General features: G+C 70.3%; 21 protein-coding genes. 12 read left to right on the top strand and 9 right to left on the bottom strand.

Translation table 11 applies throughout. The annotated features are described in order from the left end of the window. Nucleotides 1–16 precede the first annotated feature (16 nt). The 5 genes from H4W81_RS32175 to H4W81_RS32155 all read left to right on the top strand — a co-directional run bounded on the left by H4W81_RS32175 (nt 17) and on the right by H4W81_RS32155 (nt 4,988). Nucleotides 17–1,186: a Gfo/Idh/MocA family protein gene (locus H4W81_RS32175; RefSeq protein ID WP_192778251.1), complete on the top strand. Its 1,170-nt coding sequence runs from the start codon at nt 17–19 to the stop codon at nt 1,184–1,186. Nucleotides 1,187–1,281: 95 nt separating this feature from the next. Next, nucleotides 1,282–2,433 (top strand): beta-N-acetylhexosaminidase, encoded by a 1,152-nt coding sequence (locus H4W81_RS32170; protein ID WP_192778250.1) that lies wholly within the window; start codon nt 1,282–1,284, stop codon nt 2,431–2,433. Next, a complete protein-coding gene (locus tag H4W81_RS32165; protein ID WP_192778249.1) occupies nt 2,430–3,401 on the top strand; it encodes an ABC transporter ATP-binding protein in 972 nt (323 codons plus the stop codon). Before H4W81_RS32170 ends, H4W81_RS32165 begins: the two co-directional genes overlap by 4 nt. Continuing rightward, nucleotides 3,398–4,183, top strand: coding sequence for an ABC transporter permease (locus H4W81_RS32160; RefSeq protein ID WP_192778248.1), 786 nt, complete (start codon nt 3,398–3,400; stop codon nt 4,181–4,183). The genes H4W81_RS32165 and H4W81_RS32160 overlap by 4 nt, the downstream gene beginning before the upstream one ends. 1 nt (nt 4,184) lies before the next feature. Then, a complete protein-coding gene (locus H4W81_RS32155) occupies nt 4,185–4,988 on the top strand; it encodes an ABC transporter permease (RefSeq protein WP_192778247.1) in 804 nt (267 codons plus the stop codon). A 177-nt stretch (nt 4,989–5,165) separates the two neighbouring features. Here H4W81_RS32155 and H4W81_RS32150 read toward each other — a convergent pair whose 3' ends face one another. Beyond that, nucleotides 5,166–6,743, bottom strand: coding sequence for a multicopper oxidase family protein (locus tag H4W81_RS32150; RefSeq protein WP_225958894.1), 1,578 nt, complete (start codon nt 6,741–6,743; stop codon nt 5,166–5,168). Continuing rightward, on the bottom strand, nt 6,736–7,158 hold the full coding sequence (locus H4W81_RS32145) for a hypothetical protein (protein ID WP_192778246.1): 423 nt from the start codon (nt 7,156–7,158) through the stop codon (nt 6,736–6,738). The genes H4W81_RS32150 and H4W81_RS32145 overlap by 8 nt, the downstream gene beginning before the upstream one ends. Before the next feature lie 108 nt (nt 7,159–7,266). On the opposite strand from H4W81_RS32145, the gene H4W81_RS32140 reads away from it, so the two are divergent. Continuing rightward, nucleotides 7,267–8,166, top strand: coding sequence for a LysR family transcriptional regulator (locus H4W81_RS32140; RefSeq protein ID WP_225958893.1), 900 nt, complete (start codon nt 7,267–7,269; stop codon nt 8,164–8,166). Nucleotides 8,167–8,260: 94 nt separating this feature from the next. Next, nucleotides 8,261–9,004, top strand: a complete 744-nt coding sequence (locus tag H4W81_RS49545) for a nuclear transport factor 2 family protein (RefSeq protein ID WP_318782094.1) — start codon at nt 8,261–8,263, stop codon at nt 9,002–9,004. A 318-nt stretch (nt 9,005–9,322) separates the two neighbouring features. Here the strand turns inward: H4W81_RS49545 and H4W81_RS32130 are convergent, their stop codons facing one another. The 7 genes from H4W81_RS32130 to H4W81_RS32100 form a co-directional block, all read right to left on the bottom strand. After that, complete coding sequence (locus tag H4W81_RS32130; RefSeq protein ID WP_192778245.1) at nt 9,323–10,405, bottom strand: SPFH domain-containing protein; 1,083 nt, start codon at nt 10,403–10,405, stop codon at nt 9,323–9,325. A 4-nt stretch (nt 10,406–10,409) separates the two neighbouring features. Then, on the bottom strand, nt 10,410–10,841 hold the full coding sequence (locus H4W81_RS32125; protein WP_192778244.1) for an NfeD family protein: 432 nt from the start codon (nt 10,839–10,841) through the stop codon (nt 10,410–10,412). Nucleotides 10,842–10,955: 114 nt separating this feature from the next. Next, a complete protein-coding gene (locus H4W81_RS32120; protein ID WP_192778243.1) occupies nt 10,956–12,158 on the bottom strand; it encodes a L,D-transpeptidase in 1,203 nt (400 codons plus the stop codon). Between the two features lie 51 nt (nt 12,159–12,209). Next, entirely contained in the window at nt 12,210–13,307 is a 1,098-nt protein-coding gene (gene fahA / locus H4W81_RS32115; protein ID WP_192778242.1) for a fumarylacetoacetase, read from the bottom strand. Further along, nucleotides 13,307–14,107 carry a hypothetical protein gene (locus H4W81_RS32110; RefSeq protein ID WP_192778241.1) on the bottom strand — a complete coding sequence of 267 codons (801 nt, stop codon included), beginning with the start codon at nt 14,105–14,107 and terminating at the stop codon, nt 13,307–13,309. The genes fahA and H4W81_RS32110 overlap by 1 nt, the downstream gene beginning before the upstream one ends. After that, complete coding sequence (locus tag H4W81_RS32105; protein WP_192778240.1) at nt 14,104–15,264, bottom strand: homogentisate 1,2-dioxygenase; 1,161 nt, start codon at nt 15,262–15,264, stop codon at nt 14,104–14,106. Before H4W81_RS32105 ends, H4W81_RS32110 begins: the two co-directional genes overlap by 4 nt. A gap of 85 nt (nt 15,265–15,349) precedes the next feature. Next, on the bottom strand, nt 15,350–15,976 hold the full coding sequence (locus H4W81_RS32100) for an IclR family transcriptional regulator (protein ID WP_192778239.1): 627 nt from the start codon (nt 15,974–15,976) through the stop codon (nt 15,350–15,352). A gap of 64 nt (nt 15,977–16,040) precedes the next feature. On the opposite strand from H4W81_RS32100, the gene H4W81_RS32095 reads away from it, so the two are divergent. From H4W81_RS32095 to H4W81_RS32075, 5 genes are all read left to right on the top strand, one after another. Continuing rightward, nucleotides 16,041–16,676 (top strand): hypothetical protein, encoded by a 636-nt coding sequence (locus H4W81_RS32095; RefSeq protein ID WP_192778238.1) that lies wholly within the window; start codon nt 16,041–16,043, stop codon nt 16,674–16,676. Nucleotides 16,677–16,798: 122 nt separating this feature from the next. Next, nucleotides 16,799–18,418, top strand: a complete 1,620-nt coding sequence (locus H4W81_RS32090; RefSeq protein ID WP_192778237.1) for a fatty acyl-AMP ligase — start codon at nt 16,799–16,801, stop codon at nt 18,416–18,418. Continuing rightward, entirely contained in the window at nt 18,411–21,125 is a 2,715-nt protein-coding gene (locus H4W81_RS32085; RefSeq protein ID WP_192778236.1) for an MMPL family transporter, read from the top strand. The genes H4W81_RS32090 and H4W81_RS32085 overlap by 8 nt, the downstream gene beginning before the upstream one ends. Next, nucleotides 21,125–22,480, top strand: a complete 1,356-nt coding sequence (locus tag H4W81_RS32080) for an MFS transporter (protein WP_192778235.1) — start codon at nt 21,125–21,127, stop codon at nt 22,478–22,480. The genes H4W81_RS32085 and H4W81_RS32080 overlap by 1 nt, the downstream gene beginning before the upstream one ends. After that, nucleotides 22,477–23,646, top strand: a complete 1,170-nt coding sequence (locus H4W81_RS32075) for a glycosyltransferase (RefSeq protein ID WP_192778234.1) — start codon at nt 22,477–22,479, stop codon at nt 23,644–23,646. The genes H4W81_RS32080 and H4W81_RS32075 overlap by 4 nt, the downstream gene beginning before the upstream one ends. Nucleotides 23,647–23,688 lie beyond the last annotated feature (42 nt).

Genomic DNA, 23,688 nt, shown 5'->3' with positions numbered 1-23,688 from the left:
CTAGGAAAGGACAGAAGTGGAAGACCTGCGCATCGGAGTCATCGGCCTCGGGCTGCGAACCAACCTGGCGCTGTCGGCGCACCGGCCGGGCAAGGGCTCGGTCGTGGCCGCGCTGTGCGACTCCGACCCGGCAGCGCTCAAGCGTCAGGCCGAGAAGTTCGAGGCGAAGATCCTGACAGAGGACTACCGCGAACTGCTCGACAGGAAGGACATCGACGCCGTCATCGTGATGACGCCCGACGACACCCACGAGCGCATCGCGGTCGACGCGCTGCAGGCGGGCAAGGCGGTCTACCTGGAGAAGCCCCTTCACATCACCGTGGAGGGCTGCGACAACATCCTGCGGACCGCGATGCGGACCGGGACCCGGCTCTACGTGGGGCACAACATGCGCCACATGGGCGTGGTCCGCCTGATGCGCGACATCATCCAGAAGGGCGTCATCGGCGAGCCGAAGACCGTCTGGGTGCGCCACTTCGTCTCCTACGGCGGTGACTACTACTTCAAGGACTGGCACGCGGACCGCACCCGCACCACGGGCCTGCTCCTGCAGAAGGCCGCGCACGACCTCGACGTCATCCACTGGCTGGCGGGCGGCTACACCACCCGCGTCAACGCGCTCGGCGACCTGATGCTCTACGGCGACCTGCCGCGCCGCGAGCCCGGCACGCCGCGTCCCGAGGGCTGGCTGCGGGAGTTCGAGTGGCCGCCCACCGAGCGCAGGAACCTCAACCACGTCATCGACGTCGAGGACGTGTCGGTGATGAACATGCGCCTCGACAACGGGGTCATCGCCGCCTACCAGCAGTGCCACTTCAGCCCCGACTACGTGCGCAACTACACGGTCATCGGGACGGAGGGCCGCCTGGAGAACTTCGGCGACGGCCCAGGCGACACGGTGAAGGTCTGGAACACCGGACCGACCTCCTACCGCGACGACTGCGACATCGCCTACAAGGTGCCCGACGCGCAGGGCTCGCACGGCGGGGCGGACACCGGGATCATCGGGGAGTTCAACCGGTTCGTGCGGGAGGGCGGGATCACCGACACCTCGCCGGTGGCGGCCCGGATGAGCGTGGCGGCCGGGTACATGGCGACGATGTCGCTGCGTGACGGCGGCATGCCGTACGACGTGCCGCCGCTCGACCCCGAGCTCATCGCCTACTTCGAGCGCGGGCAGGTGTGAGACCGGCGATACGCCGGTGGGAGCGGGGCGCGGGCGTCTTTCGCCCGCGCCCCGGCGCGGTCCCGCCAGAGGGTTCGGACCCGGGGCTTCCCGCGGTGCCCGGTGACGTCGCGCTGCTCCTCGACCCCGTGCTGACCGACGCCGAGGGCGGCGAGCGCTTCGCGCAGGAGGGCTTCCTCCTGACCGTCGCCGAGGACGGCGCGCGGGTCACCGCGCCCACCCCGCGCGGCCTGCGGTACGGCGCCCGCACCGTGATCCAGCACCTCGACAGGCACGGCGAACTGCCCGTCGGCCAGGGCGCGGACTGGCCGGGCTACGAGGTACGCGGCTTCATGCTCGACGTGGGCCGCCGCTACTTCACGCCGGGTTTCGTCCGCGACCTCATCGGGCGGATGGGCGAGCTGAAGCTCAACGAGTTGCAGCTCCACCTCAACGACAACGGCTTCCGCAAGGACAAGACCGGCCCATGGGACGGCGTGCAGGCCGCCTTCCGGCTGGTCAGCGTGCGCTTCCCCGGCCTCGCCGCCGCCGACGGCGCCTACACCAGGGCCGAGTGGGACTCCTTCGAGGACCTGGCGGCCGAGCACGGCGTCACGCTGATCCCCGAGATCGACGGCCCCGCGCACGCCCTGGCCTTCACGCGCTACCGGCCGGAGCTGGGGGAGGGCGACCACCTCGACCTGTCCAGGCCCGAGACGACCGCCTTCGTGAAGGAGGTCCTCGACGAGTTCGTCCCGTGGTTCCGCGGCCCCGAGATGCACTTCGGGGCCGACGAGTACTTCTCCTCGCCCGAGCTCTTCCGCGAGTACTTCAACGCCATAGCCGCGCAGGTCAGGGCGCTGGGCAAGCACCCGAGGGCGTGGGGCAGCTTCACCAGGATGACGGGCGACGCGGAGGGCTACGACCGCGACGTCACCATCAACACCTGGAGCACCGCCTGGTACGACCCGGTGTCCGCGGTGCGCGACGGCTACCGCTTCGTCAACACCGACGACTGCCTGCTCTACATCGTGCCGTTCGCCGACTACTACCACCCCACGGGGCTGGACAAGGAGTTCATCGAACGGGAGTGGGCGCCGCACGTCTTCGCCGACGGGATGACCGTGGAGCCGAAACATCCGCTCCTGCGCGGCGCCATGTCGGCGGTCTGGAACGACCTGACCGAGGCCGACTACACCGAGCAGGACGTGTGGGCGCTGGTGGAGCCGACCTTCGCCCTCCTCGCGGAGAAGATGTGGAACGCATGATCATCCGGGCGGCCGGGCTGACCAAGGAGTTCCGGCGGCCACGCCGGAAGGAGGGCCGCTTCGGCGGCCTGCGGACCCTGCTCACCAGGGAGTACACCACCACCAGGGCGGTCGGCGGCGTCGATCTCGCGCTGGAGGAGGGGGAGCTGGTCGGCTTCCTCGGCCCGAACGGCGCGGGCAAGTCCACCACGATCAAGATGCTCACCGGCATCCTGGTGCCGACGAGCGGCACGGTCGAGGTGGCCGGCCTGGTGCCGTGGCGGCAGCGCGAGCGCAACGCCAGGCAGATCGGCGTGGTCTTCGGCCAGCGCAGCCAGCTGTGGTGGGACCTGCCGCTGATCGACTCCTTCCGGCTGGTCGGGAAGATCTACGAGGTCCCCGACCCCTTGCTCAGGAAGAACCTCGACCTGTTCGTGGACCTGCTCGACCTGGGCTCCTTCCTCGACACCCCCGTCCGCTCGCTCTCGCTCGGCCAGCGGATGCGCGGCGACCTGGCCGCCGCGATGATCTACGAGCCGCGCATCCTCTACCTCGACGAGCCCACGGTCGGCCTCGACGTGGTCGCCAAGCAGCGCATCAGGTCCTTCATCGCCGAGCTGAACAGGGACAAGGGCGTCACCGTCGTGCTCACCACGCACGACATGGACGACGTCGAGGAGCTGTGCCGTCGCGTGGTCATCATCGACAAGGGCCGCACCCTCTACGACGGCGAGATCAAGGCGCTCAAGGACGCGTACGTCACCCACCGCGAACTCGTCCTCCACCTCGCCTCGGCGGCGGGGCCGATGGAGCGCGAGGTGCGCAGGGAGGGCGACAGGGTCTGGCTGCGCTTCGACCCCGCCGAGATCTCGGCCTCGAAGCTGATCCGCGAGGTCACCGAGCGCTACGACGTCTCCGACCTGTCCCTGGCCGAGCCCGACCTCGAAGGCGTCATCAGGGAGATCTACGCCGTGGGCGAGGTGGCGTGAAGCTCGCCGCCTACCGGCTCATGGTCGTCACCTGGGCGCGGGCGTTCACCGCCTACCGGTTCGACACGATCTTCAGGCTATTGGTGCCCGCCATCCAGATCCTCATGCTGATCGAGCTCTGGAACGCGGTCTACGGCGGGCGCGACGTCGTGGCGGGCATGCCGCCGCGCGCCACCATGCTCGCCTACCTCACCGTGATCAACATCCAGACCTGGGTGACCAGGACCATCATCCACGGCGACATCCCGCAGCGGATCTCCGAGGGCGGTGTCGCCACCGACCTGCTGCGGCCGATGCCCTTCCCCGGGCAGATGGTGGCCAAGCAGGCGGGGTTCACGCTCGGCCAGCTGCCCATCTTCGCGATCTCCCTCGTGCTCGCCATGGCCGTCGGGCTGATCTCCCTGCCCGTGTCCTTCCTGTACGTGCCCAGCCTGCTGCTGGGCTGCGTGGTCGGCACGCTCGTCGCGCTGCTGCTCGGTTACGTCTCGTTCTGGACGCTCGAGACCGAGGGGGCGCTGTGGGCGTACGGGATGATCAGCGCCTTCTTCGCGGGCGCCTACATCCCGCTCGACCTGCTGCCCGACGTCGTGCGCCCGATCTTCCACGCGCTTCCCTTCCAGGCCATGGGATACACGCCCGTGGCGATCTACACGGGGCTGCTCGGCGGGGAGGCGATGTGGCGGGCGCTGGCCGTCCAGGTGGGGTGGATCGTCGTGCTCGTGCCGCTGGCCGCGCTGGTGTGGCGGCGGGCGGCGCTCCGAGTCACCGTGCAGGGAGGCTGACGTGCGGCGTTATGCCGGGTTGTGGTGGGTGATGCTACGCGCGTCGGTGTCGGCCCAGATGCAGTACCGGGTCAACTTCGTCGTCTCGGTGCTGACCGGGCTGATCTACTCCTTCGTCGGGCTGGCCCTGGTGTGGCTGATCACCAGCCGCTTCCAGACGATCGGCGGGTGGACGTTCGCCCAGATCGCCTTCGTGTACGGCCTGCGTCAGACCGTCCACGGCGTGTGGGTCCTGTGCACCGGCGAGCTCATCGCGATGCCGCACCTGATCAGGGAGGGCAGGCTCGACAGGTACCTGGTGCGTCCCGTCAGCCCGCTCTTCCAGGTCATGACCAAGCGGATCATCCTGGCCGCGACGGGCGACGTGACGGCCGGGATCGGCATGCTGCTGGCCGGAGCCGCGGCGGCGGGCATCTCGTGGACAGCCTGGAACGTCCTCTTCGTGTTGCTGACGATCGCGGGCGGCGTGCTCGTGCAGGGCTCGTTCTACCTCGGGCTGGCCGCGCTCTCCATCCGCGTGGTGGAGCTGCGCTCGCTGATCTTCGTGGTGGGCGACCTGTTCGCCGCGTTCGGCGGCTACCCGATGCACGCCTTCACCAGGCCCGCGCAGGTGGTCTTCACATTCGTGCTGCCGATCGCGTTCGTCGCCTACCTGCCCGCCGCCGTGCTCCTCGGCGAGACCGGCTCGCTCACCATGCCTGCCTTCCTCGCCTACGGCGCTCCGGTCGTGGGCGGGCTGCTGTTCGGAGGCGCGCTGCTGATCTGGCGCAACTGCCTCAATCACTACCAGGGAGCGGGACATTGACTCATCACGCACCTCATCCGCCGGTTCGTCACCGGTTCGAGCCCCTCACGGAATTCGTCTAAAGGTTGGTAGGCCAGGCGATCCAACCCTTTAAGCGGATGGTGATCAGCGTCGGTCGCAGACGTAGCGCGGCCGGCGTTGGGAGGGTCCGTCTCGAGTGAAGCGCGGGCCATGCTCCTAGACGATCTCGAGGTTGGCCATCATGGCCATGTCCTCGTGTTCGGCGTTGTGGCAGTGGAACAGGTAGCGGCCGCGGTAGCCGTCGAAGCGGGTGATGATCTCCACCGCTTCGCCCGGCCGCAGGGAGACGGTGTCTTTCAGGCCCGCGTCGTGGGGCAGCGGCGGCCGGCCGCGGCGCGAGAGCACCCGGAAGCCGACCAGGTGCAGGTGTACGGGGTGGTGGACGTCGGCGATCAGCCGCCACACCTCGACATCGCCGAGGCGGGTGGTGACGTCGGAGCGGGCGGGGTCGAACGGTTGCCCGCCGATCAGCCAGCCGTGCCCGCCGCGCATCCGCCCGGTGCGGAAGGCGAACTCGCGCACCCCGACGGCGTCCGTCCTGCGCCAGGTCGGCAGATCGGTGGACAGGATGGGTGGGATGCGGCTGTCGTCAGCGGCCTTGCGCGCGACCACGAAGGCCATCACGTCGCGGGTACGGCCGGAGCCGAGCCGGTTGAGGAGTCTGACGCGGCTGCCGACCGGGACGCCGGAGAAGTCGACGACCACGTCGTAGCGTTCGGCCGGCGCGATCGGCAGGAGCCGGTGGGTGACCGGCGTCGCGAGTAGTCCCTGGTCGGCCCCGATCTGCACGAGGTCGAGCCGGCGCCCGTCGTCGGTGACCGCTTCGAGTTCGTAGTGACGGGCATTGGAGGCGTTCAGGATGCGCAGCCGGTAGCGAGTCGCGTCGGCCTCGTGCACGGGCCACGGGGCACCGTTGACCAGGATCACGTCGCCGAGGACTCCGGCGAGGTACGGCTCTGGCACGCCCGGCCGCTCCCGCAGCGTGGGATCGAGGGCGGGATAGTCGAGGCTGCCGTCGGCGGCGAACGCCCGGTCGACGATCACGAGGGGGAGTTCGCGCCGCCCGGCGGGTAGGCCGAGCGAGTCCTCGGCGCCGTCGCGGACGATGTGCAGCCCGGCCAGGCCCCGCCAGATCGCGGGGGCGGTGAAGTCCATCCGGTGGTCGTGGTACCACAGCAGCGTCGGCCGCTGGTCCAGCGGAAATGTGTAGTCCCGGGTCAGCTGGGTCACCACCGCCCGCGGATCGTGCATGCCGTGTCCGTGATGCACGGTGGCCCGCGGCCAGCCCTCGGGTAGGACGAGGTCGGTGGGGTATCCGTCGGAGGCTGCAGGGGTGCGTCCGCCGTGCAGATGCACGACGGTCGGCACGGGCAGCTCGTTGCGGTGCGTCACGGTGATGGGTCGGCCGCGGCGCGACTCGATCGTCGGGCCGGGGAAGGTGCCCTCGTACGTCCACAGCGGCGTCTTGAGACCGGGCAGGATCTCCGCACTCGCTTCGCGCTGGGTGATCTCATAACGGTCGGCACTGACGGGCTTCAGCAGGGATGGAATCGGCAGCGGCACCTGGAACGGCGGCGGTAGTGGTACGGCGCTGCGCAACTCGGCGCCGGTGATCGACGGCCGACGGGCCAGCGCGGCCGAGGCCGACAGCCCGGTGGCCGCCATCAGCCCCAGTGCGCCGCCGATGCCCAGCATCCCTCGCCTCGTCATGCCGCCGGCTGTGTGCTCACGCATCGCGAGCCTCCCGCCGCGAGAAGGGCTGGCGCCAGACGGCGATGAACAGCACGACGAGCGCGGCGATGGTCATCACGCCCAGCGGGAGGTGCAGCCACAGCGCGCCGTCCAACCCGGCGAAGTACTGCACCGTCTCGGCCGCCACCACCGCCATCGTGGCGAGGAACGGCCAGAGGTGGCGTAGCCGGACCCAGACCATGATCGCCGCAATGACCTGCAGATAGCCGATGGAGGTGACCACGTCCGCGCCGATCGCGTGCCAGCGCAGGCCGTCGTAGTCACCGGTCAGATACACCCCTGCGAACACCGGCTGGCCGACGATCGCCACCACGTGCGCGCTGACGACGGCCCGCAGTGTCCACCCCGTGGGTGTCGTCCGATGCGCAGCATCCAGGCTGTCGGCCACGGTGACCATGAGGGATCCTCCTCACTCTGTTCTCGGTTCGCGAATGCCTCCGACACTATGGCTCACGAGTTATCTTGTCTAAGATCAATATTGCTATGCTGTTATGTATCGGGAGGCATGATGGATCTGAATACGCTCAAGCAGTTCCTGGTGGTGGCGCGGTTGGAGCACCTGAGTCGCGCTGCCGAGGAGCTTCGCGTTGCTCAGCCGTCACTGAGCCGTACCATCGCCCGCTTGGAGAGCGAGCTGGGCACACCTTTGTTCGATCGCAGCGGCCGGCTGCGGCTGAACGACGCGGGCAGACTCTTCCGCGGTTACGTCGAACGCTCCCTCGGTGAGCTGGAGGCGGGACGGCGGGCCGTCGCCGAGGCCATCAGCGAGGGTGTGGGGACCGTGCGGCTGGCCTCGGAAACCTTCCTCACCCTCACCGGGCCGCTGGCGGCCTACAAGCGCGCCCACCCCACCACCGAGATCGAACTCCGCTGGATGGCAGCGGAGGACATGGCCCGCCATCTGCGAGCCCAGGACATCGACCTGTGTGTCGCCTCCCAGCCGATCCACGCCGAGGGCCTGGAGGCGGTCCGGCTGCTCGATGAGGCGGTGGGGGTGGCCACGCAGCTCGATCACCCGCTGGCACGCCGCGCTTCGGTGAGCATCGACGAACTCGCCGATCAGTCCTTCGTCACCGCCCGCAAGGGGCACTGGCAACGCAGGCTGCTCGATCGCCTCTTCGCCGCACGAGACCTCACTCCGAAGATCGTCTGTGAAGTCGACGAGCCCAGCGCCATCGCGGACCTGATCAGCGCGGGACTCGGCGTCGGTCTCGTCCCCGCCTTCGCCCGGCGTAGCTCCACGCGGGCGCCACTCGCCTGGATCGCCGTCGACACCCCCGACTGCCGTCGCGTGCTCACCCTCTTCTGGGCCGCCGACAGTCACGTGTCAACCGCCGCCCGCCTGATGCGCACCACGATCACCAGCTGGAACTGGATCGCCGGCGAGCCACAGGAGCAACGCTGATGAGCACCCTACGGGGTGGGCGCTACGGCCCCAGACCTCGGCCCTCCAGGCGCACGGTCGCTGGTCTCGCCCGACTGACCATTTATGAGAACGGGTGGCCGAGCCGCCTCTCGGCACGAGCCGGTCCAGGGACAAGCGCTATCGCCTGGCCGACCCCTACCTGCGGTTCTGGACGCGCTTCCTGGAGCCTGCGTTCCCTCTGCTCGAACGTGGCAGGTCGGATGTGGTGCTGCGCCGGGTGCGGGAGGGCTGGACCGCCTGGCAGGGGCGCGCGGTGGAGCCGGTGGTACGCGAGTCGCTGGCCAGGCTGCTGCCTGACGAGGACCATGGCCTGGTTGACCGGCTACCGCCGACTTGCCACATGAGGTGTTCTCGAAGCCTGGCGGTCGGCCCCTACCCGCGAAGATCATTATTGTGGTACGATGCATATGTCATGACAACTCATGACGATGGCGCCTTGCGCGCAATTCTCCCCGAAGACGCCACGCAGCTTCCCGCGGCCTTCGTGACCGCGTTCAACTCCGGGAACGCAGAACATCTGGACTACCTCTACAGCGACCTGGGCGTACTCGTCCCCGGACCGGGTCACCCCGTCACGGGCAAGGAGCGGGCCGCCGCCGACCGGCATCTCCTCGGGTTCGGTCTTCCGCTTCGCGCTCAACTGCGGCACGCCTACGTCTCAGGCGATCTCGCCCTGCTCATCGTTGACTGGTCCATTCACGGCACGGCGAGCAATGGTGAGGAGGTCCGACTTCAGGGAACCGCGACCGACGTCGCCCAGCGAGGTCCGGACGGGCTGTGGCGTTACGCCATCAACAATCCGTTCGGAGCCGGCTGAGTTCCGCCCTCCGGTGGTTGAGGCTTCAGGGGCCCCTGGCCTGGCGCTGTCTGCACCGCTGTTAAGAGCGGCGGTGCAGAGCGCCTCTTGCCCTTCGCCGACCTCGTCTCGGCCCTGACGTGCTACCACCGCTTCACCACATGAGGCAATCTCCAAGGCCGGAGACGGCCAGGCCGCGGATTTGAACTTCAGAGCGCCGGGTGCCGGGGGGCGGGGCCCACTCGTTGGGCCTGTGGGGGCGTGCCCCCACAGGGCGCTGCCCGAACTCGAAGGCGCGAAGCGCCCCCTTCTGTGAGGACGAGGCGGTTGGCCCCGGGGTTAGGCCTCCTGGCGGTTCTTTTCCAGGTCCGGGTAAGGGGACGGCTCCGGGACCGCGGAGGTGAGTTGGCGGGGGCCCGAGGTGGTTTCGGCCTCGCGGGCGTCTGCCACCGCCTCCGCCGCCGCCTCCGAAGCTCGGGCGATCTCCTCCTCCGCCTCCGACACATCCGAAGCCGACGCGTCCGCCGAGGCGGCGCGCGTGGCAGCGGACGGCGGCAGGGCCTCGGTGAAGGCCTTCGAGACGCCCTGCAGCGCCGACGTGACCTCGCTGGGAATCACCCAGAACGTGTTCCCCTGGCCCTGGGCGAGCTGGGGAAGCACCTGGAGGTACTGGTAGGCCAGCAGTTTCGGGTCGGGGTCGTTGCGGTGGACGGCCTGGAAGACCTGGTCGATCGCGCGGGACTGGCCCTCGGCTTCGAGGATCTTGGCGGTGCGCTGGCCCTCGGCGCGCAGGATCGCGCCCTGCTTGTCGCCCTCGGCGGTCAGGATCTGCGACTGGCGCTGGCCCTCGGCGCTGAGGATGGCGGCGCGCTTGTCCCGTTCGGCGCGCATCTGCTTCTCCATGGCGTCCTTGATCGTCTTGGGCGGGTCGATCGCCTTGATCTCGACGCGGTTGACGCGCAGCCCCCACTTGCCGGTCGCCTCGTCGAGGACGCCGCGCAGCTGGCTGTTGATGGTGTCGCGGGAGGTGAGGGTCTTCTCCAGGTCCATGGAGCCGACGACGTTGCGCAGCGTGGTGACGGTGAGCTGCTCGACCGCCTGGATGTAGTTGGCGATCTCGTAGGCGGCCGCGCGCGGGTCGGTCACCTGGAAGTACAGGACGGTGTCGATCTCGACGACCAGGTTGTCCTCGGTGATGACGGGCTGGGGGCGGAAGGAGACGACCTGCTCGCGCAGGTCGATCATGGGATAGACGCGGTCGATGTAGGGGATCACGAAGTTCAGGCCCGGCTTCAGCGTGCGGTGGTAGCGGCCGAGACGCTCGACGTTGCGCGCACGGGCCTGCGGGACGATGCGTACGGCACGCAGCACCGTGAAGACGGCGAACAGTGCGACGACGAGTCCCGCTATCAGTAGCGCCATATGATCACTCCCGGGGATAGACGAGGGCGGTGGCGCCCTCGATCTCGATGACGTCGACGGTCGCCCCTTCCGGGATCACCACGGTCTCGTCGTAGGCGCGCGCCGACCATTCCTCGCCGCCGATGCGGACGAGGCCTTCGCGGCCGGTGACCTCTCTGACGACGTACGCGGACTTGCCCACCAGCGCGTCAATGCCGAAGCGCTTGAGCTGGGGCTGGCGGATGTTCCGCAGTGCGAGGGGTCGGATGACGACCAGACCCGCGACCGAGGTGACGGTGAACACCAGAAGCTGTATGGGCATCGGCAACCCGATGGCCGCTGCCAGCGCGGTGAGCAGAGCCGAGACGCCCAACAGACCGAGCGCGGCGGTGAGGGAGAAGATTTCGGCCACGCCGAGAACGACGGCGAGGATTATCCAGATGACCCAATCATCCATACTCCGGCCCTCCTACAAGGATAACGGGCCAATGTCCACCAATAGTTCCTCCTCTACGGTAATCCTCGGGTTACCGACTTGGCAGTGCCAGAGACGTCCGGGATTGGAATCGTGTCAGGGCAGGGTGTTCGGCGGCGGCGCGGTGGCGATCCAGCCGCTCGACGGCCTGGGGTCGTAGAGGGCGCTGCCCTGGATCCACTTCTCCCACGGCAGCTGCCAGTAGCCCCAGCCGTTGTTCCATTCCAGCTCGCGGTCGGTGCCGATGACCGTCACCGGGTCGCCGCGCAGCGAGTTGTCGTAGAACCAGGCCGCCTGGTCGGGTCTGGCGTTGACGCAGCCGTGGCTGACGTTGACCCGCCCCTGTGCCCAGATGTTGTTCTTGGCGTGGACGTACTCGCCACTGTTGGAGATGCGGACCGCGTGGTCGATCATCAGGTCGTAGAAGCCGGGCTCGCCCTTGCTCCTGCCCGGCGAGATCATCCTGACCGGGTTGCCCTTCTCCATGGTCAGGTGGATGCCGCTGGTGGTGGTGTACTCGCGGGTGGTGCCCATGCCCGCGCTGATCGCCATGCTCTGCACGATCCTGCCGTCGCGGCGGACGACCATCTGGTGGGTGAGGGTGTTGACGGCGCTGGTCTGCCTGCGGCCGATGGTGAAGGCGAGTTCGTGGTCGGCGGTGCCGTACACACCTGGCGCGGATCGGACCCCGGCGAGGTGGGCGGTGAGGGCGACCTGCTGCCGCGCGGGCCAGTAGTGCCTGGTGCGGTAGACGGCCTCGGTGTCGCTGGTCCAGCGCCAGGCGCCCTCGACGGGCTTGGTGGAGTGCACCTCCATGGCGCGCTCGACGGCGGCCTTGTCGCGGATGGGGCTGTCGAAGGTGACGATGATCGGGGCGCCGACGCCGACGGCCTCGCCGGGCTGCGGCGAGACCGACGCCACCTTGAAGGCACGCGCGGCGGCGCGGGTGCGGAAGCGGCCCATCGCCAGCGTGGCGGGCCCTTCGGGTCCTGTGGCCGTGGCGGTGACGGTGACGGTGTGCTCGACGCCGGGCGGTAGCGTCCAGGTCGAGCGCCAGAGCGTGCCCGTCGGGTCGAGCCGGCCGGGGACGGCGACGCCTCCCGCGTAGACGTCGACCTTGCTGAGCCTGCCGCCGGTGGCCTTGACGACCAGGCCGCGGTCGGGCCTGGCCTGGTCGGTGTCGAAGGCGGGTGAGACGGCGATCACCGGCGGCGCGGGCGCGGCCGGCCCCTCGGCCCGCACCAGGCTGCAGCCGCCGGCCAGCAGGAGGCCGCTGAGCAGCAGAAGGGCGCGCCGCATCTCACTCCTTCACTCCGGGGAAGGCCCCAGAGTTTAGCGGGGAGTGAGTGATCAAGCACCCGGAGTGACTGTTCCGGACACTTCTCCCAAAGCGATGCCGCCGGCGGTCGCGCGGATCGTGACGATGTCGCCGTCCTCCAGGAACGTGCGGATCTCTCCGTTGCCGAGCTTGAGCGGCTCTGTGCCGTTCCAGGTGAGCTCGATCAGCGAGCCGCGGGTGTCGGCGGCCTCCCCGGAGATTGTGCCGCTGGCGAACAGGTCACCGGTCCTGAGCGTCGCGCCGTTCACGGTCATGTGCGCGAGCATCTGGTCGGGGGTCCAGTACATGCCCCTGTACGGCGGGCGCGAGACGACCTCGCCGTTCAGCTCGACCTCCAGCTCGATGTCCAGCCCCCAGTCGGCCTCCCGCGACAGGTACGGCAGCGGCTCGGGATCCTGGGCGCGTCCGGGAATCCTCGGCAACGCCTCCAGCGGCGTGATCCACGGCGAGATCGAGGTCGCGAAGGACTTGCCGAGGAAGGGGCCGAGCGGCACGTATTCCCACGCCTGGATGTCGCGCGCGCTCCAGTCGTTGACCAGCGTCACCCCGAAGACCTTCTCCTCGAAGGCGGCGCCGTCGGGCGAGCCGACCACGAAGCCCAGCTCGGCCTCGATGTCCAGCTTCGCCGTCGGACCGAACCTGCCGGGGCCGAGCTGGCCGCCGGGCCTGACGATCGTGGTGCCCGACACCACGACGGTGCCCGCGCGGCCGTGGTAGCCGACGGGCAGGTGGCGCCAGTTCGGCTTCAGCGGCTCCTCGTCGGGACGGAACATCCGGCCGAGGTTCGAGGCGTGCTCGATCGAGCAGTAGAAGTCGACGTAGTCGGCCACCTCGAACGGCAGGTGCAGGGTGACCTGGTCGAGCGGCACCAGGTGGGGCTCGACGATGGCCAGGTCGGTGGAGAGCTTGTTCTGGATCAGCGCCCGCGTGTCGCGCCAGGCGGTGTGCCCCCTGGCCATGAAGGCGTTCAGCGAGCCCGTGGCGAACACCTCGTCGTGCAGCGCGGGAGCCAGGTCGAGGACGGCGTCGCCGTAGCGGACGCCCACGCGGGGCGCCTGTCCGCGCCTGGAGAAGACGCCGTAGGGCAGGTTGTCGAGTCCCCAGCTCATCAGCTGTCCAATCCAAGGGTTCGCAGGTCGTCGATGGGCGCATGCGTGCTGCACGAGCCGTAGCTGACCAGGAGCTGCCTGGCCCGCTTGGCGGTCTGCTCGGGTACGGCCCGCGCCAGCCGGACGAGCTCGCCCACGTCGGTGGAGCCGAGCACGTGCGCGGGATCGCGCTCCTCGACGGCCTCACAGGTGGCGAGCACGAGGTTGAGGAAGCCGTGGCGGTCGACGCCGAGCGAAGGGTCGAAGTGGCGGACGGCGTGGTGCAGTCCCGCGGTGGCCTTGAACCTGGTGTCGTGCGCGACGCAGAAGGCGATGAACGCGCCCAGCTGGCCGACGCTCGGGAAGGCGTCGTGGGTGAGGCCGCCGCAGCGCACCTTCAGGCCGACCCCTGGCGGCATGTTGGGGACGAGCTTGGTGGGCGGCACCTCGATGAAGAGCGAGACGTTCGGCGGCAGGCCGCCGCTCAGTTGCTCGGCCAGGGCGTTCACCGACTGCTCCGGCGGCAGCCGTACCTCGACCAGGTCGACGGGCAGGTCGGCGAAGTCGGGAAACTCCGAGGTGTCGACGATGAGGCCGATCCGCCTGGGCTGCTGGGGCTCCCTGCGCAACGCGTCCAGGCGGCTGGCCGGGCACAGGAAGCGGTGGGTCAGCACCGGGCTGCCCGCGTCGAGGTCGCGCTGGTGCCGTGCCAGCGCCTCGGACATGTGCAGGGACGTCGGGGGGAACAGCCCCGCGTCGTCGACCAGCTCGGAGAACAGCGTCGTCCGCGGCCCCTCGGTGCCGCACTCGAAGGAGGTCATCGCGCCCAGGTCCATGCGTAGCCGGGGTCTTCACAGGCGAGCGCGCCCTCGCCGAGGTCGAGCGGCCTGAAGGTGTCGACCATGACGGCCATCTCGCTGGTGTGCGTGGCGCCCGCGGCGATCACCGCCTCGACCGCGCCGGGCTGCGGGCCGTGGGTGAAGCCCGCGGGGTGCAGCGAGATCGAGCCGACGTCGATGCCCGACCCGGCCCGCGCGGAGTAGTCGCCGCCCACGTAGAACATGAACTCGTCGGAGTCGACGTTGTGGTGGTTGTAGGGGATCGGCACGGCCTCGGGGTGGAAGTCGAGCGGGCGCGGCATGAACGAGCACACCACGAACCCGGGCCCCTCGAAGGTCTGGTGGACGGGCGGCGGCGCGTGGGTCTTCTTCACCACGGGCTCGAAGTCGTTGATGTTGAAGGCGTAGGGGTAGAGGTAGCCGTCCCAGCCGACCACGTCGAAGGGGTGGTTGCGGTAGGTCAGCCTGGTGAGGCCGCCGCGCGTGCGCACCAGGACCGGGACCTCCTCGCCCTCGGTGATCAGCGGCTCCTGCGGCGTCCTGAGATCACGCTCGCAGTAGGGCGCGTGCTCCAGGAACTGCCCGTACTGCGACAGGTAGCGCTTGGGTGGCCTGATGTGCCCCGACGCCTCGATGACCAGGGCGTTCACGGTGCCCGAAGGGACCCAGCGGTGGATCGTGCCGGTGGGGATCACGACGTAGTCGCCCTCGCCCGCCTCGATGACCCCGTAGGTCGACTCGAAGCGGACGGTGCCGCGCTGGATGTAGACGCACTCGTCGCCCTTGGAGTTGCGGTAGAGCTCGCTGGGCTGGTCGGTGGTGGCGTACGACAATCGGACGTCGCCGTTGGCCGACAGCAGTATCCGCCCGCTGACCAGGTCGCCCGCGGAGGTGAGGTCCTGCGTGCGGAAGTGGCGGGGTGACAGCGGGAGGTTGGGCGAGGTGTTCACCGGGACCACGGGATCGACGGCCTCGGCCTTGACGATCGCGGTCGGCAGGTAGCGGTGGTACAGCAGTGACGAGTCGGAGGAGAAGCCCTCCTCGCCCATCAGCTCCTCGGCGTACAGTCCGCCGTCCGGGCGCTTGAACTGCACGTGGCGCTTGCGGGGGACCTCTCCCACCTGGCGGTAGTACGGCATCGCAACTCCGTCCGTTTATCGGACATATGTGTCCTCTATCCGAAAATACGCTCCTTCATTCCGCGTGGGATGTCAACCGGAGCGCTCAGCCGAGGGCGGCGGTGAGCTCGCGGGCGGCCTCGACCACGCGGGGCCCGACCTCCTCGCCCAGCGCGCCGAACGTCACCACCCCCACCGACGCCTCCAGCCAGGGCAGCCCGGTGACCGGTGCGGCCACGCCGCGCGCGCCCTCCTGCAGCTGCCCCTCCGTCACGAGATACCCGGTCTCGCCCGACCGCAACGCGAGGATCGCCCGCCCCGCCGCGCCCTTGGCGAGCGGGTGCCGCGCGCCCTCGCGATAGGCGACGTGCATGTTGGTCCACGAGGGCTCGACCACCGCGACGGCGAGGCCGTCGTCGCCCTCGGCCACCGTGAGGTGCGCGGTCGCGCCCACCTGCTCGGCCAGCCGCCGCAGCGTGGGCAGCGCCGCCGCCCGCAACAACGGCTGGACGGCCTGGGCCAGCGCCAGCACGCCGTACCCGAGATGGACCCGCCCCTCGCGGTCGCGCCGGACGAACCCCTCGTTCTGCAGCGAGGTCAGCAGGCGGTAGACCACCGGGCGGCTCAGCGACAGCTGGGCCGCGAGCTCGGTGGGCGTGCGCCCGCCGTGACCGTCGGCGAGCAGCCTGAGCACATGGAGCCCGCGCTCGAGCGTCTGGGCGGATTCAGCCATGTCCTGATTATGTCCATCTGCGCTGGGAGTGACGCTGAGCTGCGAAAGGGGTAGGTACCACGGCATGCAGTGGAAGTGGCTGGCGCTGGTGGCTCTGACGGCCCTGTGCGTGGTCATACCACTGGTGTCGTCGGTGAGCGTGAAGCCCGCCGCCATGATCCGCGACACCCCCGTGCGGCAGGAGAGCGACGACCCGAGGCTGGTGGTCGAGAACACGTTCCACGTCACGCTCGGGATCAAGGTCGACGAGCGGCTGCTGACCATCGGCAGCGACCTCAGCTTCGAACGCGCGAACCTCGCGCCCGGGGTGAACATCGACGAGGACGGCTTCCTGTTCGGCACGCCGAAGCGGCCCGGCACCTACTCCACCACGATCAAGGTCTGCGGTGGCAGAGTCTGCGCCGACGAGCGGGTCACGGTGATCGTGCACAGGAAAACGGGGTGGGCTCCCCGCGAGCTCACCTTCCCCGCCAGGGTCGGCAGGCTCCTTGACACGGAGATCGGGATCGAGGGCGGTCCCCCGGACGTGCTGGCGACCTACACCGTCACCGATCCGGGCAAGCTTCCTCCCGGCGTCGCGATCGGGCCGGACGGGCACGTGGGCGGGCTCCCGATGAACCCGGGCGTGTACGACGTCCCGGTGCGGATCTGCGTGGCGGGCGACTGCTCGGGCGTGGTGGTCCGCATCATCGTCGCCTAAAGCCACTCCTTGTCACGTCGGTAACAAGACTCGAAGCGGAATGTGCAGGCGTTTGGCAAGAATCGCACGCCTATCTGCCGTAATTTGCTAGGTCCCTGTTGGCGGCCTCGGGGAGTTTCGGCATGGACGTTCTGATCAGCCGGATCGCGCGATGGGCGCGTGAGATTCCCGACGCGCCCGCCTACACCTTCGCCGACTACCTCGGCGACGGGCGCCGGCACACCCTCACCTGGAAGCAGGTCGACCGCAGGGCGCGGGCGCTGGCCGTACGGCTGCGCGAGGTATGTGAGCCGGGCGACAGGGCCGCGATCCTCGCCCCGCAGAGCCTGGAGTACGTGGTCGCGATGCTCGGCGCGATGTACGCGCGGGTGGTCGCGGTGCCGCTGTTCTCTCCCGGACTGCCGGGCCACGCCGAGCGCCTCGCCCTCGCCTACGCCGACGCCGACCCCGTGGCCGTGCTGACGACCAGCGCCGCCATGGCGGACCTGCCCCCTGCCAAGGCCGTCATCGCCGTCGACACCGTCTCGGACCTGCTCGCCGACGAGTGGGAGGACGAGCCGATCGCCCCGGGCGACCTCGCCTACCTGCAGTACACCTCGGGCTCGACCAGGACGCCGGCGGGCGTGGAGATCTCGCACGGCAACTTCGGCGCCAACGCCGCTCAGCTCTGGGAGGCCTTCGACGCCAGGCCGCGCACCTCGGTGGCCGCGCTGTGGCTGCCGCTCTTCCACGACATGGGGCTGATCGCGATCATCGCCTGCCCGATCGTCGGCGGGAACCAGGCGGTGTTCATGGACCCCGTCGCGTTCGTCATGCAGCCGATGCGGTGGATGCGCCTGCTGTCGGAGTACGACGACGTCTACACCGGCGGGCCGAACTTCGCCTTCGACTACACCGCCGCGCGGGCGACGGAGCTCACGGAGCTCGCGGAACTCGACGGGCTCGATCTGTCGGGGGTACGGGTCATGCTCAACGGGGCCGAGCCGGTGCGCCCGGCGACCGTCTCGCGCTTCACCTCCGTCTTCCGGCCGTACGGCCTGCGCCCTGAGGCGCACACTCCCGGCTACGGCCTGGCCGAGGCCACGGTCTTCGTCGCGGCCGGCGCGATCGACGAGCCGCCCCGCGTGACGGACTTCGACAGGGACGCGCTGGCCGAGGGGCGGGCCGTGCCGTACACGGGGGTGGGGTTCGCCAGCACGCAGGTCTCGTGCGGGCGGCCGACGGGCCAGCGCGTGCGGATCGACGCGCCGGACGGCCACGTCGGGGAGATCCTCGTGCAGGGCCCGAACGTCGCGCGCGCCTACTGGCGCGACCCCGACAAGAGCGCGGAGGTCTTCGCGGACGGCTGGCTGCGCACCGGCGACCTCGGAGTGATCCACGAGGGCGAGCTGTACATCACCGGGCGGATCAAGGACCTGGTGATCGTGGACGGCCGCAACCACTACCCGCAGGACATCGAGGCGACGGCCCAGGAAGCCTCCCAAGGGGTGCGCAGGGGGCACGTGGCCGCGTTCGCGGTGCCGGGTGACGAGACCGAGCGGCTGGTGGTGGTGGCCGAGCGGTCGCGCGCGGCCGTCGAGGCGGAGGCGGTGATCGGCGAGGTGCGCTCCGCGATCTCGAGGAGCCACGACCTCGCGGCGAAGGTGGTGCTGGTCGAGGCGGGCACGGTGCCGCGCACCTCCAGCGGCAAGATCGCCAGGCGGGCCTGCAGGCAGGCCTATCTGGAGGGCGCGTTTGTTTGAGTCGCTCGGCCGGTTCGTCTACCGGGGCCGCTGGACGCTCCTCGTGCTGAGCGTGGCTGCCGCGGTGCTCGTCGCGCCCTTCGGCCTCGAGCTGTTCGGACGGATGGCGGACGGCGGGTTCGAGGACCCGTCGGCGGAGTCGACGACCTCGGCCACCTGGAACGAGGAGTGGTACAGCGGGAACTCGCCCGACGTGGTCGTGCTCTACACCCACCCCACGGTGAGCGCCAAGGACAAAAGGTACAAGAAGGCGGTCCACGACTCGCTGCGGCGCCTGCCGGCGGCCCACGTGCGGCAGCTGACGACGTACTGGACCACCCGTTCGACGAAGATGATCTCGCGCGACTCCCTGTCGACCTACGCCCTGATCACCTTGAAGGGCGACAAGCAGGCCGCCTACGCCGCGATCGAGAATCGGTTGCGCACCGTCGAAGGGCTCTCGGTCAAGGTCGGCGGCGCCGTGCCGCTGCTGAAGGATCTGAACACGCAGACGGGGGCGGACCTCGCCAAGGCCGAGGCGATCTCGATGCCGGTCCTGCTGGTGCTGCTCGTGCTGGTCTTCGGCAGCCTGGTGGCGGCGGGGCTGCCGCTGCTGGTCGGGCTGCTGGCGGTGCTCGGCGCGCTGGTGCTGCTGCGGCTGCTGACCGAGGTCACCGACGTCTCGGTGTTCTCGCTGAACGTGGTCACCATGCTGGGTCTGGGCCTGGCGATCGACTACTCGCTGTTCGTGCTGAGCGCCTTCCGCGAGGAGATCAGGCGCGGCGCCTCCCGCGAGCAGGCAGTCGTGGCGACCATGGCCACGGCGGGGCGGACCGTGGCGTTCTCGGGGCTGACGGTGGCCACGGCGCTGCTCGGGCTGCTGCTGTTCCCGCAGATGTTCCTGCGCTCCATCGGGCTCGGCGCCGCGGCGGTCGTGCTGGTCGCGATGTTCTCCGCGCTGATCGTGCTGCCCGCCGTCCTCGGGATCCTGGGGCCGAGGGTCGACGCGCTCAGGATCACCCCCTCCTTCGGCGGCGCCCGAGGGGGCGGGGCCTGGCACGCCGTGGCCTCCAGCGTGATGCGCACGCCGGTGCTGTACCTCGTCGGGGTCACCGCGGTGCTGGTCTCGCTGGCGCTGCCGTTCGTCGACGTGAAGTTCGGCAACGTCGACCACAGGGTGCTGCCTTCTCGGGTCGAGAGCCGCCAGGTCGCCGAGGCCGTCGACACCGACTTCGCCAGGAACTCGATGGCGCCGATCGACGTCCACGTGCTGGTCGAGCGTGACCTCGTGGACGCCGAGCCGCTGCTGCCAGGACCGCTCGGCCAGGGACACACCGTGGTCAGCCCCGTGACGCCGGTGCTGCCCGCCGACGTCAAGCCCTTCACCGACCGCCTGCGCCGCCTTCCCGGCGTCACGGGCGTGGACGTCACCGGCTTCTCCCAGGCCAACGGCTCGGTACGGCTGGCCGTCCGGTACGAGGGCGACCCGATGTCCGCCTCGGCGCGCTCGGTGGTGACGCTCATCAGGTCGATGGCGCCCGAGCCGAACATCAGGGACGTGGTGGTCGGCGGGCCCACGGCGGCGCAGATGGACCTGATGGACAGCCTGACCGCGACGCTGCCGTGGATGGCGCTGGTGGTGTGCGGGGCGACGTTCGTGCTGCTCTTCGCCGCGTTCGGCTCGCTGCTGCTGCCGTTGAAGGCACTGCTGATGAACGTGCTGTCGATCGGGGCCTCCTTCGGCGTGATCGTGTGGGCGTTCCAGTACGGGAACCTGGCCGCCTTCCTGGGCTTCACGCCGACGGGGACCATCGAGGCGACGGTCACGGTGCTGATCCTCGCGGTGGTCTTCGGGCTCTCGATGGACTACGAGCTGTTCCTGCTGTCGCGGGTGCGGGCCGAGTGGCTGCGCACGGGGGACAACACCACGGCGGTGGCGGTCGGGCTGCAGAAGACCGGCGGGATCATCACCAGCGCCGCCCTGCTGCTGCTGGTGGTGATCGGGGCCTTCTCGACGGCGGGCATCACCATCGTGAAGCTGCTCGGGGTGGGGATGTTCGTCGCCATCGTGGTGGACGCCACCCTGGTGCGGGCGTTGCTGGTGCCCGCGACGATGCGGTTGATGGGCGAGGCCAACTGGTGGTTACCCCGTTCGCTGCGGGGTCTGCACCGGCGGATCGAGCTCCGTGAGCCCGAGAGCGACCCCGACCCCGCCGGCCTGCCCGCTCCCGCGCTCGTCCCCGCCCCCACTCCGCCCGCGCTCGCCGCGCCCCCTGCCAGAGCCGCGGCTCTCCCGAGCGGGCAGGCCAGGCCGATCGAGGGACGGCGGGCGGTCAGGCCGAACCTCGACGGACCCGGCTGGCAGTGGACGGAGGACGACGGCCGGCCGTCCGCGCTCAGAACCGACCCAGGGCCCGCCCCCGCGCCGGTCTTCGGGATGGACACCGACCCCATCCCCGCGCCGGTGCCGCTTCCACCGCCGCCCCCGGTGGTCCCTGCCGTCAGCGGGCCGGTCGGCACGGCGGCCGTGGTGCGCAAGCGGGGCATCAACCCCTACCCCTCAGCCATACGAGAGTCCGCGCCGCCGGAGGCCGTGCCCGACGAGGAGGCCCCGCGGGCGGCCGAAGGCGACGGCGCAGTGATCGGGTGGGTGAAGGTGCGGCCCAGGACGCGGGTGGTCAAGGCGAGCGCCGACGGCGCCGGCTGGACCTGGGCGGAGACGGACTGATGGCCCAGAGCGTCCTCCAGCCCGCGAGAAGCGCAAGAGCCTGGCCGCTCTACCTCGTCGTCGGCCTGGCAGGGTTCGTCACCACGCTGGACAACACCGTGGTGACCGTCGCGCTGCCGTCCATCAGGGACGACCTCGGCGCGAGCCTCGCGGCGCTCGAGTGGGTGGCGACGGGCTACATCATGACCTTCGCGGGTCTCATGCTCGCCGGTGGCCGGCTGGCCGACGTCCACGGCAGAAGGCGGGTGCTGGTCGCGGGGCTGGTGACGTTCACGGCGGCGTCACTCGGGGCGGGGCTGGCCACGACGATCCAGCTGCTCGTGGTCGCCAGGCTGGTCCAGGGGGTGGGCGCGGCGCTGATCCTGCCCGCGACGCTGGCCGTCCTGGCGGGCAAGGACGGCAGGCAGCGCTCGGCGGGCGTGGCGGTGTGGATGGCGTCGGGAGCGGCCGCGCTGGCACTCGGGCCCGTCGTCGGCGGCTACCTCAGCCAGCACGCGCACTGGACGTGGGTGTTCCTGATCAACGTGCCCATCGGGGCGGCGGTGATCGCGCTGGCGCTGGCAGTGGTGCGGGAGAGCACCGAGACGGCGGCCACGCGGGTGGACGTGCCGGGAATCGTGACCTCGGCGGTGGTGCTGGCGGCGGGGACGTTCACGCTGATCCACGGCACGGAGTACGGCTGGACCTCGCCGCTGATCGTCGCGACGGCGACGGCCTGCGCGGTGGGCGCGGTGGCGTTCGTCGTGGTGGAGCGGCGGACGGCCGAGCCGATGGTGGATCTGGCGCTGTTCAGGGCCAGATCGTTCACCGGCGGCGTGGTGGCGCAGGTGCTGTGGGGCCTCGGCGTGAACGGCGTGTTCTTCTACACGGCGATCTTCCTCCAGGGGGTGCTGGGCTTCTCGCCCACGGACTCTGGCGTGGCTTTCGTCCCGCTGGCGGTGCTGGTGGTGGCGGTGACGCCGTTGGTGCCGTTCGCGGAGCGGCGGCTGGGCCCGGCACGGACGGTGGCCTCGGGGCTGGTGCTGGTGGCGGCGGGGATGGCGGCGGTGGCCTTCCTCGGGCCCGGCGACGGGTGGGGTGAGCTGCTGCCCGCGGTGTGCGCGATCGGTGTGGGGTCGGCGCTGACGATGCCGCTGGGCTCGGCCGTGCTGGGCGCCGTCCCCGAAGGCAGGGCGGGCGTGGCGGGCGGGGTGTTCACGGTCGGCAGGGAGATCTCGGGCCTGTTCGGCATCGCCGCGATCGGGGTGATCGTGCAGGGAGCGCCGGCGTTCGCGACGGGATACTCGGCGGGGCTGCTCGTCGCGGCCGGGCTGGTCCTGGTCGGGGCGCTGGTGAGCCTGGTGTCGCTGCCGTGAGAGTGGCGATCCTGGCGTTCGGGTCGCGGGGCGACACCCAGCCGTGCGTCACGCTGGGCGAGGGCGTGCGGGCTCGCGGGCACGAGGTCACGGTCGTGGCCGCCGAGCGGTACGCGCCGCTGATGGGCGGCCTCACCCTGGCGCCGCTGAGCGTGGACCCCGTGCGGATCATGGAGTCGGAGGAGGGGCAGGCCTGGCTGCGCAGCGGCCCCCTCGGCTTCGTCAGGGGCTTCAGGCGGATCGTCGAGCCGCTCGCGGAGAAGCTGGTCGCCGAGGTGGACGCGGCCGCCCGCGACGCCGACCTGGTCCTCGCACCCGCGCTCGGCGGCATGGGCGGGCACCTGTCCGACCGGTACGGCATGCCGCACGTGATCCTGCACTTCCAGCCCAGCCACCCCACCGCCGAGTTCCCCAACCCGCTCGTCCGGCTGAGAACGCTGGGCAGCTGGGGCAACCGGGCCAGTTACGCGCTGATCGAGCGGCTGAGCCGGCTCGTCCTCGGCCGGATGGTCGACCGCCTCAGGGGCACCGTGCTCGGCCTCGGCCCACAGCGGGGCCACCGGGACGCGACGCCCGTGCTCTGCGGCGTGAGCCCACTGGTCGTCCCGCGCCCGCGCGACTGGCCCGGCCACATCCACCTCACCGGCTACTGGCGGCCGGCGCCGCGGCCGCTGCCGGCCGACCTCGTGGCCTTCGTGGAAGAGGGCCCGCCACCGGTCTACGTCGGCTTCGGCAGCATGCGCCCGCCCGCGTCGCTGGCCGGGCGGGTGCTGGGGGCGCTGGAACTGGCCGGCGTGCGCGCGGTGGTCCAGGGGCTGCCCGCGGAGCCGTCCGGGACGGTCTTCCCCGTCGAGGAGGCTGACCACGCAGCGCTGTTCCCGCTCATGGCGGCCGTCGTCCACCACGGCGGGGCGGGCACCACCGCGGCGGGACTGGCGGCGGGCGTGCCCAATGTCGTCTGCCCGTTCTTCTCCGACCAGCACTTCTGGGGCGCCAGGGTGGCGGCGCTGGGGGCGGGGCCCGAGCCGCTGCCGGTCAGGCGGCTGACCTCGGAGGGGCTGGCGGCTCGGCTGGCGCGTGCCGTACGGAACCAGCGGCTTGCGGCCCGGTTAAGGGAGGAAGACGGTGTCCGGCAAGCGGTGGATCTCTTAGATCTGTCCGGATAGTGTGCTAACTGCCCACCTTTGATCCCCCGCGAAGTAGGCGAC

The organism is Nonomuraea africana, assembly GCF_014873535.1.
GTDB lineage: Bacteria > Actinomycetota > Actinomycetes > Streptosporangiales > Streptosporangiaceae > Nonomuraea > Nonomuraea africana.
This window is presented reverse-complemented; position numbering and strand designations above follow the sequence as displayed.

Excerpts from the sequence above, each read along its gene's own strand:
- H4W81_RS32125 (WP_192778244.1), bottom strand. The coding sequence starts at position 10,841 with ATGGATGATTGGGTCATCTGGATAATCCTCGCCGTCGTTCTCGGCGTG.
- H4W81_RS32140 (WP_225958893.1), top strand. The coding sequence starts at position 7,267 with ATGATGGATCTGAATACGCTCAAGCAGTTCCTGGTGGTGGCGCGGTTG.
- H4W81_RS32110 (WP_192778241.1), bottom strand. The coding sequence starts at position 14,107 with ATGACCTCCTTCGAGTGCGGCACCGAGGGGCCGCGGACGACGCTGTTC.
- H4W81_RS32165 (WP_192778249.1), top strand. The coding sequence starts at position 2,430 with ATGATCATCCGGGCGGCCGGGCTGACCAAGGAGTTCCGGCGGCCACGC.
- H4W81_RS32150 (WP_225958894.1), bottom strand. The coding sequence starts at position 6,743 with ATGCGTGAGCACACAGCCGGCGGCATGACGAGGCGAGGGATGCTGGGC.
- fahA (WP_192778242.1), bottom strand. The coding sequence starts at position 13,307 with ATGAGCTGGGGACTCGACAACCTGCCCTACGGCGTCTTCTCCAGGCGC.
- H4W81_RS32145 (WP_192778246.1), bottom strand. The coding sequence starts at position 7,158 with ATGGTCACCGTGGCCGACAGCCTGGATGCTGCGCATCGGACGACACCC.
- H4W81_RS32095 (WP_192778238.1), top strand. The coding sequence starts at position 16,041 with ATGCAGTGGAAGTGGCTGGCGCTGGTGGCTCTGACGGCCCTGTGCGTG.
- H4W81_RS32080 (WP_192778235.1), top strand. The coding sequence starts at position 21,125 with ATGGCCCAGAGCGTCCTCCAGCCCGCGAGAAGCGCAAGAGCCTGGCCG.
- H4W81_RS32090 (WP_192778237.1), top strand. The coding sequence starts at position 16,799 with ATGGACGTTCTGATCAGCCGGATCGCGCGATGGGCGCGTGAGATTCCC.
- H4W81_RS32100 (WP_192778239.1), bottom strand. The coding sequence starts at position 15,976 with ATGGCTGAATCCGCCCAGACGCTCGAGCGCGGGCTCCATGTGCTCAGG.
- H4W81_RS32105 (WP_192778240.1), bottom strand. The coding sequence starts at position 15,264 with ATGCCGTACTACCGCCAGGTGGGAGAGGTCCCCCGCAAGCGCCACGTG.
- H4W81_RS32120 (WP_192778243.1), bottom strand. The coding sequence starts at position 12,158 with ATGCGGCGCGCCCTTCTGCTGCTCAGCGGCCTCCTGCTGGCCGGCGGC.
- H4W81_RS32130 (WP_192778245.1), bottom strand. The coding sequence starts at position 10,405 with ATGGCGCTACTGATAGCGGGACTCGTCGTCGCACTGTTCGCCGTCTTC.